Genomic DNA, 16,124 nt, shown 5'->3' with positions numbered 1-16,124 from the left:
AGGCGGGAACCGCGCGATTTGATGTCGCGTCATATCGTGAAGGTGGTGCTGAGACCGAGGAGGGCCAATGCGAAGTGCGAACCGGGCCGCGGCGGGCGCGGCGGCGTGGCAGGTGGTGCACGACGCCACCAAACCCGGCAAGCCGTCGGTGTGGGCACGGACCCGGGCGGTGCCCCGCATGTTCGGCGCCCGCTTCCGCGGCGACTACGTCCAGCTCACGAAGTCCCGCATCCTGCTGATGATCCTCGCGGTGGGCTACATCGTCTCGCCCATCGACTTCATCCCCGAACTCATCGTGCCGATCCTCGGCGTCGTCGATGACATCGGTGTCGCCGTCTGGCTCGCCGCCGCCGTCCTCGGCGAGACCGAGCGCTACCTCCACTGGGAGCACTGGCGCGAGGCTCCGCTCCAGGGTCACGTCGTCGACGAGTGACCCGCACGCGGTACACGTGGGGTCCTGTGGGACACCCAACCCCCGCCCCACTAACGCCGCACGCGGTCCTCGTAGGGTGAGGGACCGCACCGGACAGGCTCCGGGCGTCCCCATCCCACGACCCGCTGAGTGAGCCGTGACTGATCGAACAGGCGACGCCGAACGACCGCACCCATCTCTCCACACGCCCCTCGTAGACTCGGGTCGCCGCTAGGGGTGGACACGTGTCCACCCCTAGGCGTCGGGATCCTCGTCCGTGTTCTCGGTGGAGTCTTTGTCCTTCTTGCGTGGGCGGCCGCGGGGGCGGATGGGGGACGTGCCGGAGGGGAGGCGGCCGGCGTCGGACAGGGCTCGGCGGAGCACGAACTCGATCTGGGCGTTGGTGCTGCGGAGCTCGTCCCCGGCCCAGCGGGCGAGGGCGTCGTGCACGGTGGGATCGAGCCGGAGCAGGATCTTCTTGCGTTCACTCACGATTGGGCGTCCATCCCGTGGGGGGCTGGGCTACGTGGGTTACTGGTACAACGATCCGGAGTTGACGACGGGCTGGGCGTCGCGGTCCGCGCACAGAACCACGAGGAGGTTGCTGACCATAGCCGCTTTGCGCTCCTCGTCCAGGTCGACCACGTCGTCCTCCGCCAGCCGGTTGAGTGCCATCTCGACCATGCCCACCGAACCCTCGACGATCTGCTGGCGCGCCGCCACCACGGCCCCGGCCTGTTGCCGGCGCAGCATGGCACCCGCGATCTCCGGTGCGTAGGCGAGGTGGGTGATGCGCGACTCGATCACCCGCACGCCCGCGGCGTCCACCCGGTCGGCGATCTCCCGCGTGAGCTTCTCGGTGATCTCGTCGGCGTTGTCCCGGAGGGTGAGGCCCTCCCCCTCCGCGACGTCGTAGGCGTAGCCGTTGGCGATGTGGCGCACGGCGGTCTCGGACTGGGTGTTCACGAACTGTACGAAGTCGTCGACACCGAACGTCGCCTCCGCGGTGTCGGTCACCTGCCAGACGACGACGGCCGCGATCTCGATCGGGTTCCCCGAGAGGTCGTTGACCTTCAGTGTGGACGTCTCGTGGTTGCGGATCCGGACTGATACCTTCTGCCTCGGGTAGCTGAGTGGGTTGACCCACTGGAGTCCGTCGGTGCGCACGGTGCCGACGTACTTGCCCAGAACCTGGATCACCTGCGCTTCCTTCGGGGCCACGGCGGTCAGGCCCATCGCGAGGACCAGCCCCACGAGCAGGGCCACGATCCCCCCGACCAGCATGACGAGGCCGAGGGGGCCGTCGCCGGTGAGCTGGAGGACTCCCCACGTTCCGACGAGGAGACCTCCGAGGATCAGGACGGCGGCGAGGAGTAGCGGCCCCCAACCGGACACGCTCCGTGCGGGGTACTCCCGCAGGGTCGGCTCCAGGGCGTCAGTGCTGGGCGTCTCAGATGGAGTGGGCTCCGCCATGTCGCCTCCAAATGTGGTTGCGCGAATCGATGCTGATATGAATACACTAGCAAAGTGATATCAATTAATCTATGAGCGGTCGGAGGTAACGACATGACCGTCCTTGGATTGTTGCCCGTCCGGATCCTCGCCGCTCTCTCCCAGGGGCTGGGCGGGCTGGTCTTCGCCTTCACCACGATCGACGGTCGGATGCCGCAGTCCCTGCACACCGGACAGCCGCCGACCTGGTTGCTGGTCGGCCTCCTCCTGGTTGGGGTCGTCGTGGCCGTGGTGACCCTGGCGCGCAGCACCACTCCGTAGGTCGGCGGGCACGGCCGACCCGACGGGTGTCCCTAACCCAGCTCGACCCACGCACCCCCGGCCATCACCGCGGTGAGCTGGAACGTGTCGTCCACCGCCACGATGTCGGCTCGATTCCCCGGAGCGAGGGCCCCCACGTCCCGTGCCCCGATGACCTGCGCGGGGGTCGCCGAAGCCATCGCGACCGCGGTGTCCAGCCCCAGGTCCAGCGCCGCGCGGCGGAACGCGTCCGCCATGGTCAGGGTGCTGCCGGCCAACGAGCCACCGTCGGCGAGCCGCACCATGCCGTTCTCCACCACGGTGTCCAACGACCCCAGGCGGTAGCGCCCGTCGCCCATGCCCGCGGCGGCCATGGCGTCGGTGATCAGGGCGACGCGGCTCTGCCCGGCGGCGCGGACGGCGGTCCGCACCACGGCCGGGTCCAGGTGCATCCCGTCGTTGATGACCTCCACCACCACGCGCGGGTCGTTCAGGAGGGCGGCGACCGGGCCCGGAGTCCGGTGGTGCAGCGGTGGCATCCCGTTGAACAGGTGGGTACCCACGCGGGCACCGGCGTCCACGGCGGCCGTGACCACGTCGAAGGGCGCGTCGGTGTGGCCGACGGCGGCGATCGCGCCACCGTCCACGATCTGGCGGACCGCGTCCAGGCCGCCCTCGAGTTCCGGAGCGAGAGTCACCATGCGGACGGTGCCACGCCCCGCCTCCAACAGTCGGGCGACGTCGTCCCGGGCCGGGGCGCGCAGCAGCGTCGGCTCGTGCGCGCCACAGCGCGCGTGGCTCAGGAACGGTCCCTCGAGGTGGATGCCGGCGAGCAGGCCGTCGTCCACCAGGTCGGCGAGTTCGCGTACCTCGCCCTCCAGGTCCGCGAGCGTCCGGGTCACCAGGCTCGCGTGCATCGTGGTCGTGCCGTTCGCCCGATGGAAGGCGGCCACCTGGCGCGCCTCCTCCACCCCGTCGCCGAACGCGACACCGGCGCCGCCGTGGACGTGGATGTCGACGAAGCCGGGCACCAGCCACTGGCCGCCCAGGTCGTAGTCCGCGGGTCGCGGCGGGTCACCGGCCCCGATCCCGACGATCCGGTCCCCGGCGACCTCCATCCACCCAGGGCTCAGGATCCCGCCGGGTGCGACGACCCCGCGTCCGACGATCACGTGTGACGCGTTGCGCGCGGCCGTCGCCATGTGTCCTCCTGTTTAGGTCCTCTCTTCCGAATCTACGTGGGTTCCGGACACGATGGGGTCGCGGCGGGACACCGGATCGCGCGGAGGGGGACCGGAGATCTGCCACCGGGGTCGTTGGCCGGAGAACCACGCGGCGACCTGCTCGGCGGCGATTCGGCGCAGGTCCACGCCGGCGACCTCGGAGTACCAGCCCATGTGCGGGGTGAGGGTGACCCGAGGATGGCGAAGGATCGGGTGGTCGGCCGCGGGCGGCTCCTCGGGGAGGACGTCGAGCCCGGCCGCGCGCAGCCGCCCCTCCTCCAGCGCCGCGTGGAGGGCGTCCACGTCGACCAACCCGCCGCGCGCCGTGTTCACCAGCACCGTCGTGGGGCGCACGGTGGCCAGCCGGCGCGCGTCCACGATGTGGCGGGTCTCGTCGGACAACGGCAGGTGCAGGCTGATCGCGTCCGCCCGCTCGAACACCTCGTCGATCTCCACGCGGGCGACGTTCCCGGGCCAGCCGTCCGCCGGCGCGTAGGGGTCGGCCGCGATGACCGAACCGAACCAGGGGGCCAGCCCCGCCGCGGTGTCGCGGCCGATCCGCCCGAAGCCGACCAGCCCCAACGTGCTCTCGCTCAGGCGGGGGATCACCCCCGCGCTGGTGTAGTTCCACTCGCCGGCGCGGACCGCCCGGTCCAGGATGGGGACGTGCCGCCAGGTCGCCAGCGTGAGGGCCGCGGCGTGCGCGGCCACCTCCTCGGTGCCGTAGTCCACGACGTTGCACACGGCCACGCCACGAGCCGTCGCGGCCTCGAGGTCCACGTTGTCCACGCCCACCCCGTACCGGACGACGAGCTCCACCTTCGGCAGTCGGTCGAGCAGCGCTCCGGTGACGGGAGCCAGTCCGACGAGCAGCGCGCGGGCCCCCTCGGCGCACCGCACGATGGTGTCCACGTCGCGGGTGTGTGCCCCCACCACGGCGACACCGGCCGGGGCGAGGATCCTCTCCTCCACTGAGACGTCGTCGAACTCGGAGTCGGTCACCACTACGTAGGTCACGGTTCGCCTGCCTCTTCCTGGGGGGTGGGAGTCGACGGTGCGGGCGGTGTGGGTGCCGCCGGTTCAGTTTTCTGACTATTGTCTACAATAAGCCTGTAGTCGACAATAGGCAGTGCTGCCGGGACATGGAGGATCGCGCGTGGTGGAGTCGAACGCGGGAACTGACGAGATTCTGACCAGGCAGGACGGCCACGTCCTGACCGTGACCTTCAACCGGCCACAACAGCGCAACGCCATGACCTGGACCATGTACGAGGGCCTGCGCGCCGCCTGCGAACGGGCGAACACCGACGACAGCGTGCGGGTGATGGTGTTGACCGGCGCGGGGGAGAAGGCGTTCGTCGCCGGGACCGACATCGGACAGTTCCAGGAGTTCACCAGCGGCCAGGACGGCGTGGAGTACGAGCACACGATCGGGGCGATCTCCGAGACTCTGGAGGCGGTCCGCGTGCCCACCGTCGCCGCGGTGCGCGGCTACTGCGTCGGTGGGGGACTCATCCTCGCAGCGGTGTGCGACCTGCGCGTCGCCACCCGGTCGGCGCGCTTCGGTGTCCCCGTCGCGCGCACGCTGGGCAACTGCCTCTCCATGAACACCTACTCCCTGCTCGTCCACCACATGGGGCCGAGCCGCACCCTCGACATGCTGCTGCGCGCCCGCCTCTTCGACGCCGACGAGGCCGCCGCGGCGGGGTTCGTGGCCGAGGTGTGCGCCGACGAGGACCTCGAGGACGTCGTGCGCACCACCACGTCCCGCCTGCTGGAGCACGCGCCCCTGTCCATGTGGGCGGCGAAGGAGGCGGTGCGTCGGCTGCGGCTGGCCAACCTGCCCGACGGGGACGACATCGTGGCGCGCGTGTTCGGCAGCGACGACTTCCACCGGGGCGTCGCCGCGTTCATGGCCAAGGAGCGGCCGGACTGGCAGGGGAACTGAGATCCATGCGGGGTCGGCGAGACGCCCGGGTGCGATCAGCCGCGTTCTGGTAGGTGGATGTGCAGCCCCAGGGGTTGGGGGTGGAGAAATCCGATGGGGGTGGGGAATCCTGGTGGGGGAAGCGGGGGTCAGAGCATCGGCCACAGCGGGGAGAGGAGGCGCTCACAGACCTTCTCCCACAGGGGACGCGCCTGCCACTCGGCGAGCGTGATCGGACGCGCGTTGCCACGGTCGGTCACGAACGCCTTCTCCAAGTGGTCGGCGACCCCGGGGTCGAGCAGCTCCAGGTTGATCTCGTAGTTCCCGGTGAGACTCAACCGGTCGATGTTGGCCGTACCGACCGTGCTCCACTGACCGTCGACCGTCGCGGTCTTGGCGTGCACCATCGCGTCCTGGAACAGCCACAACTGAACCCCACCGCGCAGCAGGGTGGAGTACCAGCCGCGCGACAACCAGTCGGCGATCACGTGGTTGGAGCGCTCCGGCAGCAGCACGTGCACCTCGACGCCGCGCCGGGCGGCGGCCACCAGGGTCTCGGTCATCTCCCGGTCGGGGATGAAGTAGGCCTGCGTCAGCAGGATCCGCTCCCGCGCACGGTCGAATGCCTCGAGGTACATGGCACGGATCGGGTAGATCAACTGCGACGGTACGTTGCGGTACGCGCGGATGCGCGCGTTCCAGTGCCGGGTGCCGTCGTGCTCCAACGCCGGCTGGGCGGCCCCACGGTGGGCGTTCCAGAAGTCGATGAACGCGTTGTCGAGCTCCCACACCGAGGGCCCCTGGAGGCGCAGGTGGGTGTCGCGCCACTCGGTGGCGTAGGCGGAACCGACGTTGTAGCCGCCCACGAACCCGACCTCGCCGTCGACGGTGAGGATCTTGCGGTGATCCCGCCCCGACCGACTGAGCAGCAGCGGCGCTCCGAGACGGAACACCGGATAGCGCAGCACCTGGATCGTTGACGGGAACTGGAAGAACGAGCGCGGGACGACCAGGTTCGCGAACCCGTCGTAGATGACGTAGACCTCGACTCCACGGTCGGCGGCCTCGATGAGGGCCGACTTGAAACGCCGCCCCACCTCGTCGTCCTTGATGATGTAGGACTCGAAGAAGACACGACCACGGGCCGAGCGAATCGCGTCCAGCATGTCAGCGAAGAGGTCCTCGCCGAAGGTGTACGTCGTGACCGACGTGCCCTCCACGCCCGTCTCCATCGGGGACGTCCGCGGAAAGCGCCCCTGGTCGCACCGCAGCATCCGGCGGCGCCAGAAGTCCGCCCCAACGAGAACCGCGACCGTCGCGAGCTGCGCCGCGAACAGGCCGATCAGTACACGTTTGACGACGGTGACGATACGACGCCGCATGCGTGTACTCCCGCCCTTCCCCACCCCAACAGACCTCTCTGGGCTTCTACGGTATCGCCTGACCAGGAACAAATGGCATCAACCGCGTTAGGGCCGGGAGAGTCGCCCACGGGAACCCGGTATGGTCGTCGCGTCAGATGTGTCGGCAACGGCGAGAGTGAGGGTCGCTGCCATGGCCGCCCGCAAGAAGTCACGCGCACGTCAGCAGAAGGGCCGCGCCCGGACCGAGCTCCGCCGCGGCGACACGCGCGACCCGGGGTCCGTGGGCAACGTCGGATGCTGGGTCATCGCCGCCGCGGTGGTCCTCATCGCGCTGATGATCGTCCTGTTCGAGTTCGTGCTGTAGCGGTCCGCCACGGGACGCGACCCGCGTGCCCCGGCGCCGGACGTAACCGCCCCCGACGGGCCCCGACCAGAGGTTCCGATGACGGAGAAGCACATGGTCCGGGAGCTGATCCCGCTGTACTCGCGGGAGACCTGGACCACCACACAGCACCCACTCCCGGAGATCGGCGAGATCGCCGAGGAGCTGGCCGCCGCCCGGTACGAGGAGTTCACCCGGCTCGGGGTGGCGCACGGCGCCCTGTCGATCGCCGTCTACCGACGGGCAGTGGCACCGTCCTACCTGTTCTTCGTCGAGGCTCCCACCCACACCGAACTCGTCGCCGCCCTGGACATCGTCGACGCCATGGGCCTGCTCTCCACGTGGGCCCCAGCAGTGAACAGCGCCACGGTCGGCGACGCGCTGGAGGAGATCCGCGGCGGCGAGTTCGGGATCGCGCGCGGGCTCCGTCGGCTCCTCGCCCCGTGAGACGGGGCAAGGGCCGTGTGAGGGCCAGGGCGGCGCGGTGTGGGCCGAACACTCGGTCCCGCTACACCGCGCCCGTCAACTCCCGTCACTCTGGCCAGGGCGTCACTACTCCCGCTGCGGACCCACCGGGGCGGCGGCCTCCGGGGTGGGATCGGAACCACCGTCCGCCGTGGACGTGGTCGCGGCCTGGGCCTGGCGCCGGACCCGACGCGCGGCGAGGAACAGCGCCACCAGCGTGACCAGGTACGGAGCGGCGTCGGCCGCCTGCTGCGGCATTCCGAGGCCCTGGAGCCGGTAGCCCAACGCCTCGGCCACACCGAACAGTCCGCCGGCGAGGAACACCCCGACCGGCGCCGCCGCGCCCAGCATGACCGCGACGACCGCGATCCAGCCGCGCCCCGCGGTCATGTTCTCGGCGAACAGGGTGACGTTGCCCAGGGCCAGCTGCGCACCACCGAGGCCGCACAGCGCGCCGCTGGTCATGATCGCGGCATAGCGGTAGCGGGAGACGCTCACGCCGAGGCTTTCCGCCGCGTCCGGGGTCTCGCCGACCCCGCGCAGCCGCAGCCCCCACACGTGGCGGCGCAACATGACCGCCAACACGACCACCGCGACCCATGACAGGTAGACCAGGGGTGAGTGGCCCGAGACGACCGGGCCGACCAACGGGATGTCGGCCACGAGCGGGATGTCGATGCGGCTCAGCCCCTGCAGGTTGGGGTCGGTGAAGGAACCCTGCGCACCGAACACGGTGCGTAGCAGATACGTCGTCAACCCGAGGGCCAGCAGGTTCATCGCGACACACAGCACGATGGAGTTGCCCTTGAGCGTGACGGTGCCGACCGCCAGGATCAGGGAGAAGAGGATCCCCGCGACCATCGCGAACAGGACGCCCAGCCACGGCGAACCGGTGAACCAGCTCCCGGCGACCGCGGTGAAGCAGCCGATCAGCAGCGTTCCCTCGAGGGAGATGTTGAAGACGCCCGCGCGTTCGCACAGCGCGCCGCCCAGTGCGGCGAACAGGATCGGCGTGAGCGCGCGCAGCGCGGAGAAGAAGAGCTCGGTGTCGATGGGCATGGTCAGTCCTCGTCCCCGTTCGCCGTGTCGCGCTGGCGTTTACGCCGGAACATGCCGGTCCGCGCCGCCAGGAACACGATGATCACCGCCTGCAGCACCGCGCTCAGCTCGCGCGGCACCTCGGTCGCTCGCTCCATGCCGAACCCGCCGACGCTGAGCGCGGCGAAGAACGCGGCCGCGATCGCCGTCCCGACCGGCGCCGCCGCCGCGAGCAGGGCCGCCATCAGGCCCGTCCACACGTAGGCGGGGGTGATGAGGGCGCCGTCGATGAAGCGGTAGGGGAAGCCGAGCATCAGGATCGCGCCGACCATGCCGGCGAGCGACCCGGAGATGAACAGCAGCCGGAGGGTGAGCCGGTTCCGGTTCACCCCGGCGTAGGCGGCGAATCGGGGACCGAGGCCGGTCATCCGGACCTCGTACCCGCCGGGCGTGCGGGCGTCGCTCACCGTGAACAGCACGATGACCACCAGCACCAGCACGGCGCCCACGCTGATGTGCGCCGGTCCGATGTCGAAGGACGCCAGGTGCGCCTCGGCGGGGACGCGCTGCGTCTGCGGCAGCGCCGACCCCTCCTCCCGGAGTGGGTGGCGCACCAGGTAGGACGCGAAGGACATCGCGGGGTAGCTGAGCAGCAGGCTTGTGACCAGCAGTGGAACCCCGAACTTAATCTCGCCCAGGGCGGCGATGCAGGCGTAGAGCCCGCCGGCCACCATCCCCGCCACCAGCGCGAGCACCAGGGTGACGAAGCCGGGGAAGGGGCTGTAGAGGCCGGTGACGACCGCGGCCATGGCGCCCAGGACCAGCTGGCCCTCACCGCCGAGGTTGACCAGTCCCGCACGCAGTGGGATCGCGAGGGCGATCGCGAGCCCCACGATGGGGATCGCCTGGCTGATGGTGTCGGAGATCCCGTCCTCGCCGAAGGCTCCGACGAACAGGGCGCCGATCGCGGTCAGCGGGTTCGCGCCCGTCGCCAACAGGATGACGACGGCCAGGGCGAGGCCCGCGGCGAGCGCGAACGTCACCGGTGAGAACACGAGCCCCCGGAGCCGCGGGGCGATCGCGGTCCACAGGCCGCCCCGCTCGCCCTTCACCACCGGGGACGTGGTGCGTGACATGTGTTCAGTCCTCCCCGGCCGGCCCACCGGCCATGGCGAGCCCAAGCTCGTGATGGTCAGTGTCGTCCCGCGCGACATCCAGGACGATGCGGCCCTCGTACATGACCAGGACGCGGTCGCACACGCCGAGGACCTCACTGAGTTCGGCGGAGACCAGGAGTACGGCGTGTCCCTGGTCGCGGTACTCGATGAGTCGCCGGTGGATGTTCTCCACGGCACCGATGTCCACACCGCGCGTGGGCTGTTCGACGACCAGCAACGGCGCCTCGTGGGTCATCTCCCGACCCAGGATCGCCTTCTGCTGGTTACCGCCCGACAGGGTGCTGATGGGCACCGACAGCGCCGACACCTTGACCCCGAAGTCCGACACCACGCGCTGGGCGTGCTCCCGCAGCGCGCGCGGGCTCAGCCAGCCCCAGCGGGACCGCAGCGGGCCGCGCTGGAACCCCATGGCGAGGTTGTCGGAGGTGGAAGCCCCGGCGGCGGCGCCGACCTCCGCACGGTCCTCCGGAACGTAGGCGAGGCCAGCCGCGCGGCGGCGCGCGACGGAGAGCCCCGCCATGTCCTGGCCGTTGACCCGCACCGTTCCGCTGGCCGTAGCGCGCAGTCCGGCGAGGGCCTCGACCAGCTCGCTCTGCCCGTTACCAGCGACACCGGCCACACCGACGATCTCACCGGAGCGGACCGTGAACGTCGCGGCGTCGACCAGCGGCTTCGCGCCGGGACCGGAGACGGTGAGCCGGTCGACCTCCAGGGCGGTCTCGCCGGGCTGGCCGTTGGGGTACGCCCGGTCGAGTTCGACGTCGCGTCCGGTCATCGCGCGGGCGATGTCGGTGGACGTGGCGTCCCGCGTGGCCATGGTCTCGCTGACCGCGCCGTCCCGCAGCACCGTGATGGTGGAGGTCAGGGCGAGGGCCTCGTGCAGTTTGTGCGTGACCAGGAGGATGGTCCGCCCGTCCTCCCGCAGTCCGCGCAGCACGTCGAACAGCCGGTCCGTCTCACCGGGGGTGAGGACGGCGGTGGGCTCGTCCAGGATCAGGATGTGGGCCTGGCGGTACAGGAGCTTGAGGATCTCCACCCGCTGGCGCACCCCGACCGGGAGGTCGGAGATCTTCGCGTCCGGATCGACCTGGAGGCCGTAGCGCTCCACGAGTTCGGCGACCTGGCTCCGGGCCTGCGCGGAGGAGAGGAAGCCCCCGCTCGTGGGCTCGTGGCCGTAGACCACGTTGTCGGTGACCGTCAGGCTCGGGAACAGCTTGAACCCTTGGTGCACCATGCCCAGGCCGTGCTCGATCGCGTCGGTGGGCGAACCGAAGTGCACGGTCCGCCCGTCGATCTCGATCGTGCCGGAGTCGGGTTTCTCCATGCCGTACAGGATCGACATGAGCGTCGACTTGCCGGCGCCGTTCTCGCCCATCAGGGCGTGGATCTCACCGCGGGTCACGGTGAGGTCCACGTCGTCGTTGGCGAGGACACCCGGGTAGCGCTTGACGATGCCGGTGAGCCGGACGGCGGGGACGTCCCCCGCCGTGCCGGCCGTGCCCTCGGTGTCGTGACCCGCCGCCGAGGGCGGCAGGTCCGGATCAGGAGTCGAGGGGGTCATCGATGGTGATCTCGCCGTCGATGATCTTGTCCTGGATCTCCCGGAGCTCCTCGATCACGTCCTCGTGCTCCGCGATCACGCACTCGGAGTCGGCGACCTCGTCGTCCAGGAGACCGACCACGCCGATGCCCTCCTCGGCCAGGCCATAGGACAGGGAACCGCCGGTGTCACCGTCGAGGATCCGATTGATGCCGTCGGCGACGACGACGTCGGTGCGCTTGAGCGCGTTGTCCACGATGGTGCCCGGGGCCTCGGGGCACTGGTTGGAGTCGACACCGAACGCCATGATGTCGTTCTCCTCCGCGGCCTCGAAGACGCCGGGGTTGCCGGATACGGCGGCCACGCCGTACACCATGTCGACCCCGTCGTTGGCCAGCGTGGTGGCCTGCTCCTTGGCGCGCGCCGGGTCGTTGAAGGGGTTCTGGCCACCGACGAAGAGGGTGGAGACATCGACGTCGGAGTTGACCTCCTCGGCGCCGGCCGCGAAGCCCTCGGAGAAGCGGTGGAACTGCGGCGCGTCGAGGGCGACGACCGAGCCCACGTGGTCGCTCTCGGTCAGCAGGCCGGCCTCGGCGCCGACGAGGAAGCTGCTCTCCTGCTCGCGGAAGGAGGCGCAGGCGACGTTGTCGAACTCCTCCTCGGTGCAGGCGTCCACGAAGAGGAACTCCTGGTCTGGGTTGCTCTCCGCCTCCTCGGCGATCGCGTCGGCGAGGTTGAAGCCCACGCCGATCACGATGTCGGGGCTCTCCCGGACGGCGGCAGCCATGTTCTGCGCGATGGTGGCCGGGTCGTCGCTCTCGTAGACGTTGGTGGAGGCGTTGTGCTCCTCGGCGGCCTCCTCCATGCCCTCGATCGACATGCCGAAGAACTCGTTGGTCCCGATCGGGTCCGGGGTGACGAGCACGAAGGACATGTCGCTGTCGGCGGTGTCGTCGTCGGAGCTGGCGTTACAGCCGGTGACGGCGAGCACGCCGACGGCTGCGGCGGCGGCCAAGGTACCCGTGGCGCGGAATCTCATGGGGTGAGGGTCTCCTTGTGGACGTTCCGCCCGGGCACCGTCGCCGTCGGGCGTCTTACCTGCATAGATGTAGCGAATGTAAGGTACAGGACGCGATGTTTCACGGCCGTTGCCGGACGATAAGGAACCGGAACCGATCCTCCACGAAGTAGATCCGCGAATAGCTCACGATGGAACCGTCCGCGAGGTGCTGCGTCTGCTCGAGGAGCAGGTACAGACCCTCCGGGGAAACACCCTCGCCCCACCCCACCGTGGGTGAGATCACGGGACGGACCTCGGCGACACCGTGATCCGGAAGTACACCGTAGCGTTCCATCAGGTCGAACAGAGAGCCGGCCACCCCGTTTGGATCGAAGTCCGCACCGAGCAGGTTGGCGGGAATCTGGTCGTAGGAGAAGGCGACGACCTCGTCGTCCGCGGTGATCGCCCGCTCCACCGCGAACACCGGGTCGTTCGCCGCGATGCCCAGCCGCTCCGCGTCCTCCCCGGTGGCCGGGCGCACCTCGCGGTGTCTGTAGCGCATGCCCGGGGTGAGGCCCTGCTCGGCGATGGTGGCGGTCATGGAGCGCAGTTCCTGCAGCCCGCTGCGGATCACCGACGGGAAGTGCGCGACGAAGGTGCCCCGACCGTGCCGAACCCGGACGAGTCCCGCCTCCTGGAGCGCGTTGATCGCCTGCCGGACGGTGGCTCGGCTCGCCCCGAGCTCGGCCGCCAGCGTGGTCTCGCTCGGCAGCTTCTCGCCGGGGGCCCACTCGCCGCTGTGGATACGCTGCCGGAGCCCGGCGGCGAGCTGGGCGGCGAGGGTCGGTGCGCGATTCACGTTCGTCCCATTTGACGGTTTCCGGGCTGCGCGTCTAACGTCCAGTCGTTAGTCGTCGGACGTCTGACAAGTCTAAACGCTCGATGATCATCCAGCGCCGGGCACAAACTCTAGTTCGCACCGGAAGGGCACCGTGACCTCCATCCCCGTTCCCACGCTGATCGCACAGAGCGTGCTCATCGAGGACGACTGCGTCCGCATTCTGGACCGGCGGCGATTCCCCTTCGAACGCGTCTGGGTGCGGTGTGACACGCACCAGGAGGTCGCCCAGGCCATCAAGGACATGGTGACCCAGAGCAGCGGGCCGTACTTCGCCGCGGCCGGCGGGATGGTTCTCGCCGCCCGCGAGGCCCGTACCGAGGCCGAGCCGCTCGCCTACCTCCGCGCCGCCGGCGACACCCTGATGGCGACCCGCCCCACCAACGACCAGATCGCGCGGGTTGGTCCCGGCGATGCTCGCCGACGCCGAGAACACGATCTCCGCCGGGGAGGACCTCGCGGACGCCCTGTGGAGCGCGGCGTCGCGCCACGGTGAGGACTACCTCGGGCGCAGCCGGACCATGGGAGCGTACGCGGCGGAACTGCTGCGCGACGGCGACGTGATCCTCACCCACTGCTGGGCGGAGTCCTACCTGACCGAGACCGTGGCCGCGGCACTGGGCCAAGGCAAGACCCTGCGTGCCTACGTCACCGAGACCCGCCCCTACCTGCAGGGCGCGCGCCTCACCGCCGAGAGCCTCGCCGAGATGGGCGTGGACACCACCGTGATCACCGACAACATGGGCGCACACGTCCTGAGTACGGGCCGTGTCTCTGCCCTGGTCACCGCGGCGGACCGTGTCACGATGGACGGTCATGTCATCAACAAGGTGGGCACGTTGCAGCTCGCCGTGGCCGCGCACGCGTTCGCGGTGCCGTACTACGCGCTGGTCCAGCACCCCGCCGACGCCCCGACGGCGGAACAGGTGCCAATGGAGGAGCGGGACGGAGAGGACGTGCTGCACGCCCTGGGCACCCGGACGGCGTCCCGGCTGGTCCGTGGCTACTACCCCTCGTTCGACGTGACTCCGCCGCGGTTCGTCAGCGCCGTGGCCACCGACCGTGGGCGCTTCTCAGCGTTCGACCTCGCCTCCTACTACGCAACGGAGACCGCATGACCCTGCCCATCACGAAAGTGCCCCGTACCGGTCTGCCCGCACGCGCGCTCCTCGTTGGTGACCAGACCCGCGCGGCGTCGGTCGCGGAGCGGCTCACGGACGGTCGTGAGGTCGCGCGTAACCGGGAGTACCACACCTACGCGGGGACGTGGCGGGACGTTCCGGTGGTCGTCTCCTCCCACGGGGTGGGTGGACCCGGCGCGCTGTGCCTGTTCCAGGAGCTGCGCGTGGCCGGCGTGCGGGCGATGCTGCGTCTGGGCACGGCGGGCGCGTTCCGGTCCGACATCGCGGAGGGCGACCTGGTGATCGCCGAGGGCGCGGTGCGCGACGACGGTGTCACCCAACAGTTGGTGCCGGCCGAGTACCCGGCGTTCAGCACCCCCGAGGCGGTCCTCGCCCTGGCCGGCGCCGCCCGTGAGCACGCGGCGCCCGCCCACCGAGGGATCGTGTGGACCCGCGCGGCCTTCTCCCCGGGCGCGTTGCGGCTTCCGACCGACGAGTACATCCAGTCCCGCGTGATCGCGATCGAGATGGAGCTCTCGACGCTGCTCGTCGACGCCGCGATGCACGGCGTCACGGCCGGTGGAGTCCTCGTCATCGACGGCAACGCCGTGGACGACCACCCCGACCCCACCGCCTACGACCCCCATCGCACCGTCGTCGCCGACGGAGTCAGCCGAGGCATCCACGTCGCCCTCGACGCCCTCGTCGCCCTGGACGTCTAGGCGCGTTCCTCCCACCCCTCTCCCCCCCACCAGGATTTCTCTCCCCCCATCAGGGCCAACGCACCCTCAGCGTGTGGGTGTGCACATCCACCTGCCACAGCGGGGTCGTTCCCACCCACGACCTCTAGGGGTGGCCCTGGCGCAGCACCTCGGTTACCGCCGAGATCTCCTGGTCTCCGTAGCCGAGGGCGGCGGCACTCCGCAGTCGGTCGAACATCGGCTCGTGCCAGGTGACGTCGACACCGGTCTCCTCCGCGAGCTCGGTGTCCAGTTTCTGGGCCGCCAGGAACAGGTTCACGCTGGACGAGGCGTTGGTGTAGTCCCTGTGGTCGATCTGTTCGGCGAATGCGGGGACGATCATCCTGATCATGTCGATCCACTTCTGCGTGAAGCGCACCATGCTGGCCGCCTTGAGCCCCCGGGACTGGATCACCGCCGCCCCCTGGAAGAACCCCATCAGGGCGGGAAGCAGCATCGCCCCCACAGCCGCCTCGTACAGGGCGGCGAGATCGGGCTCCTCGCCCAGATACTCGGTGTCCCCTCCGAGAACGCGGATGGTGGCCTGGTACTCGTCGAAGACCGAACGCTCGCCGCCGAAATAGAGCAGGGTGTCCTCCGCCCCCACGGCCGCCGGGACGTTCTTGATCGCCCCCGCGAGGAATCGGGCCCGGTTGGCCGCGGCCCACTCGGCCGTGGCGCGGGCCCCCACCGGCGAGCCGGTGTTGAGCGTGACGAGGGCCCGCCCGGGGAGCTCGCCCTCGGCGGGAGCGAGAGCGGCGCGCGTCTGGTCGAAGTCGGTCAGGCAGGTGATGACCAGCGGACTGGCGGCGACGGCCTCCGCGACGGTCGCCGCGACCTGGGCACCCGCCCGCGCCAGGGGCTCGGCCCGCTCCGGGGTTCGGTTCCACACCGTGGTCGGATGTCCGGCACCGACCAACGCCTTCGCGAGCGCGGATCCCATCGAGCCGAGTCCGATGACGGTCACTGGTGTCGCGGTGGAGTCGTGCATGACTATCGCTCCTAGCCCTTGTGTCCTTGGGTGGTCTCCTCCATGCTGGACTCCCGCTGTAGATTGGGGAAGTACCCACCTTTTTCTGCGGTA

General features: G+C 70.0%; 19 protein-coding genes. 8 read left to right on the top strand and 11 right to left on the bottom strand.

The features are described from left to right. Nucleotides 1–67 precede the first annotated feature (67 nt). Entirely contained in the window at nt 68–433 is a 366-nt protein-coding gene (locus tag J4H86_RS14075) for a YkvA family protein (RefSeq protein WP_236537734.1), read from the top strand. A 234-nt stretch (nt 434–667) separates the two neighbouring features. Here J4H86_RS14075 and J4H86_RS14070 read toward each other — a convergent pair whose 3' ends face one another. After that, nucleotides 668–904: a hypothetical protein gene (locus J4H86_RS14070; RefSeq protein ID WP_236537733.1), complete on the bottom strand. Its 237-nt coding sequence runs from the start codon at nt 902–904 to the stop codon at nt 668–670. A 39-nt stretch (nt 905–943) separates the two neighbouring features. Beyond that, a complete protein-coding gene (locus tag J4H86_RS14065) occupies nt 944–1,885 on the bottom strand; it encodes an SPFH domain-containing protein (protein WP_236537731.1) in 942 nt (313 codons plus the stop codon). 93 nt (nt 1,886–1,978) lie between these two features. Here J4H86_RS14065 and J4H86_RS14060 point away from each other — a divergent pair, with 93 nt between their 5' ends. Next, complete coding sequence (locus tag J4H86_RS14060; RefSeq protein WP_236537729.1) at nt 1,979–2,185, top strand: hypothetical protein; 207 nt, start codon at nt 1,979–1,981, stop codon at nt 2,183–2,185. Between the two features lie 32 nt (nt 2,186–2,217). On the opposite strand, the gene nagA is transcribed toward J4H86_RS14060, so the two are convergent. Both nagA and J4H86_RS14050 read right to left on the bottom strand, forming a co-directional pair. After that, entirely contained in the window at nt 2,218–3,366 is a 1,149-nt protein-coding gene (gene nagA, locus J4H86_RS14055; RefSeq protein ID WP_236537727.1) for an N-acetylglucosamine-6-phosphate deacetylase, read from the bottom strand. A 12-nt stretch (nt 3,367–3,378) separates the two neighbouring features. Further along, a complete protein-coding gene (locus tag J4H86_RS14050) occupies nt 3,379–4,404 on the bottom strand; it encodes a C-terminal binding protein (RefSeq protein WP_236537721.1) in 1,026 nt (341 codons plus the stop codon). Between the two features lie 139 nt (nt 4,405–4,543). On the opposite strand from J4H86_RS14050, the gene J4H86_RS14045 reads away from it, so the two are divergent. Beyond that, nucleotides 4,544–5,335, top strand: coding sequence for an enoyl-CoA hydratase/isomerase family protein (locus J4H86_RS14045; RefSeq protein WP_236537715.1), 792 nt, complete (start codon nt 4,544–4,546; stop codon nt 5,333–5,335). 128 nt (nt 5,336–5,463) lie between these two features. On the opposite strand, the gene J4H86_RS14040 is transcribed toward J4H86_RS14045, so the two are convergent. Then, nucleotides 5,464–6,696 (bottom strand): phospholipase D-like domain-containing protein, encoded by a 1,233-nt coding sequence (locus tag J4H86_RS14040; RefSeq protein WP_236537708.1) that lies wholly within the window; start codon nt 6,694–6,696, stop codon nt 5,464–5,466. A gap of 172 nt (nt 6,697–6,868) precedes the next feature. On the opposite strand from J4H86_RS14040, the gene J4H86_RS14035 reads away from it, so the two are divergent. Beyond that, the gene (locus tag J4H86_RS14035; protein WP_236537700.1) at nt 6,869–7,042 is read left to right on the top strand and encodes a hypothetical protein; all 174 of its coding nucleotides are present in this window, start codon (nt 6,869–6,871) and stop codon (nt 7,040–7,042) included. Between the two features lie 78 nt (nt 7,043–7,120). Beyond that, on the top strand, nt 7,121–7,507 hold the full coding sequence (locus J4H86_RS14030) for a hypothetical protein (RefSeq protein ID WP_236537698.1): 387 nt from the start codon (nt 7,121–7,123) through the stop codon (nt 7,505–7,507). Nucleotides 7,508–7,612: 105 nt separating this feature from the next. On the opposite strand, the gene J4H86_RS14025 is transcribed toward J4H86_RS14030, so the two are convergent. The 5 genes from J4H86_RS14025 to J4H86_RS14005 form a co-directional block, all read right to left on the bottom strand. Further along, nucleotides 7,613–8,584, bottom strand: coding sequence for an ABC transporter permease (locus J4H86_RS14025; protein ID WP_236537696.1), 972 nt, complete (start codon nt 8,582–8,584; stop codon nt 7,613–7,615). A 2-nt stretch (nt 8,585–8,586) separates the two neighbouring features. After that, the gene (locus J4H86_RS14020; protein ID WP_236537694.1) at nt 8,587–9,699 is read right to left on the bottom strand and encodes an ABC transporter permease; all 1,113 of its coding nucleotides are present in this window, start codon (nt 9,697–9,699) and stop codon (nt 8,587–8,589) included. A gap of 4 nt (nt 9,700–9,703) precedes the next feature. After that, nucleotides 9,704–11,302: an ABC transporter ATP-binding protein gene (locus J4H86_RS14015; protein ID WP_236537692.1), complete on the bottom strand. Its 1,599-nt coding sequence runs from the start codon at nt 11,300–11,302 to the stop codon at nt 9,704–9,706. Further along, on the bottom strand, nt 11,283–12,320 hold the full coding sequence (locus J4H86_RS14010; protein ID WP_236537690.1) for a BMP family ABC transporter substrate-binding protein: 1,038 nt from the start codon (nt 12,318–12,320) through the stop codon (nt 11,283–11,285). Before J4H86_RS14010 ends, J4H86_RS14015 begins: the two co-directional genes overlap by 20 nt. Nucleotides 12,321–12,420: 100 nt before the next feature. After that, nucleotides 12,421–13,140 (bottom strand): GntR family transcriptional regulator, encoded by a 720-nt coding sequence (locus J4H86_RS14005; protein ID WP_236537687.1) that lies wholly within the window; start codon nt 13,138–13,140, stop codon nt 12,421–12,423. A gap of 133 nt (nt 13,141–13,273) precedes the next feature. Here J4H86_RS14005 and J4H86_RS14000 point away from each other — a divergent pair, with 133 nt between their 5' ends. From J4H86_RS14000 to J4H86_RS13990, 3 genes are read left to right on the top strand one after another with little or no spacing between them, the layout of a single operon-like run. Beyond that, nucleotides 13,274–13,675 carry a translation initiation factor eIF-2B alpha/beta/delta subunit family protein gene (locus J4H86_RS14000; protein ID WP_236537680.1) on the top strand — a complete coding sequence of 134 codons (402 nt, stop codon included), beginning with the start codon at nt 13,274–13,276 and terminating at the stop codon, nt 13,673–13,675. Then, on the top strand, nt 13,593–14,297 hold the full coding sequence (locus J4H86_RS13995) for a translation initiation factor eIF-2B alpha/beta/delta subunit family protein (RefSeq protein WP_236537678.1): 705 nt from the start codon (nt 13,593–13,595) through the stop codon (nt 14,295–14,297). The genes J4H86_RS14000 and J4H86_RS13995 overlap by 83 nt, the downstream gene beginning before the upstream one ends. Continuing rightward, nucleotides 14,294–15,022, top strand: a complete 729-nt coding sequence (locus J4H86_RS13990) for a nucleoside phosphorylase (RefSeq protein WP_236537672.1) — start codon at nt 14,294–14,296, stop codon at nt 15,020–15,022. The genes J4H86_RS13995 and J4H86_RS13990 overlap by 4 nt, the downstream gene beginning before the upstream one ends. 124 nt (nt 15,023–15,146) lie before the next feature. On the opposite strand, the gene J4H86_RS13985 is transcribed toward J4H86_RS13990, so the two are convergent. After that, entirely contained in the window at nt 15,147–16,031 is an 885-nt protein-coding gene (locus J4H86_RS13985) for an NAD(P)-dependent oxidoreductase (RefSeq protein ID WP_236537670.1), read from the bottom strand. Nucleotides 16,032–16,124 lie beyond the last annotated feature (93 nt).

The sequence above is a fragment of the Spiractinospora alimapuensis genome, from assembly GCF_018437505.1.
In the GTDB taxonomy this organism is placed as follows: domain Bacteria; phylum Actinomycetota; class Actinomycetes; order Streptosporangiales; family Streptosporangiaceae; genus Spiractinospora; species Spiractinospora alimapuensis.
Note: the sequence above shows the minus strand (reverse complement) of the source record. Positions and strands in the feature narration are given on the sequence as shown.

Excerpts from the sequence above, each read along its gene's own strand:
- J4H86_RS14075 (WP_236537734.1), top strand. The coding sequence starts at position 68 with ATGCGAAGTGCGAACCGGGCCGCGGCGGGCGCGGCGGCGTGGCAGGTG.
- J4H86_RS14065 (WP_236537731.1), bottom strand. The coding sequence starts at position 1,885 with ATGGCGGAGCCCACTCCATCTGAGACGCCCAGCACTGACGCCCTGGAG.
- J4H86_RS14060 (WP_236537729.1), top strand. The coding sequence starts at position 1,979 with ATGACCGTCCTTGGATTGTTGCCCGTCCGGATCCTCGCCGCTCTCTCC.
- nagA (WP_236537727.1), bottom strand. The coding sequence starts at position 3,366 with ATGGCGACGGCCGCGCGCAACGCGTCACACGTGATCGTCGGACGCGGG.
- J4H86_RS14040 (WP_236537708.1), bottom strand. The coding sequence starts at position 6,696 with ATGCGGCGTCGTATCGTCACCGTCGTCAAACGTGTACTGATCGGCCTG.
- J4H86_RS14035 (WP_236537700.1), top strand. The coding sequence starts at position 6,869 with ATGGCCGCCCGCAAGAAGTCACGCGCACGTCAGCAGAAGGGCCGCGCC.
- J4H86_RS14030 (WP_236537698.1), top strand. The coding sequence starts at position 7,121 with ATGACGGAGAAGCACATGGTCCGGGAGCTGATCCCGCTGTACTCGCGG.
- J4H86_RS14025 (WP_236537696.1), bottom strand. The coding sequence starts at position 8,584 with ATGCCCATCGACACCGAGCTCTTCTTCTCCGCGCTGCGCGCGCTCACG.
- J4H86_RS14020 (WP_236537694.1), bottom strand. The coding sequence starts at position 9,699 with ATGTCACGCACCACGTCCCCGGTGGTGAAGGGCGAGCGGGGCGGCCTG.
- J4H86_RS14015 (WP_236537692.1), bottom strand. The coding sequence starts at position 11,302 with ATGACCCCCTCGACTCCTGATCCGGACCTGCCGCCCTCGGCGGCGGGT.
- J4H86_RS14010 (WP_236537690.1), bottom strand. The coding sequence starts at position 12,320 with ATGAGATTCCGCGCCACGGGTACCTTGGCCGCCGCCGCAGCCGTCGGC.
- J4H86_RS13995 (WP_236537678.1), top strand. The coding sequence starts at position 13,593 with ATGCTCGCCGACGCCGAGAACACGATCTCCGCCGGGGAGGACCTCGCG.
- J4H86_RS13990 (WP_236537672.1), top strand. The coding sequence starts at position 14,294 with ATGACCCTGCCCATCACGAAAGTGCCCCGTACCGGTCTGCCCGCACGC.
- J4H86_RS13985 (WP_236537670.1), bottom strand. The coding sequence starts at position 16,031 with ATGCACGACTCCACCGCGACACCAGTGACCGTCATCGGACTCGGCTCG.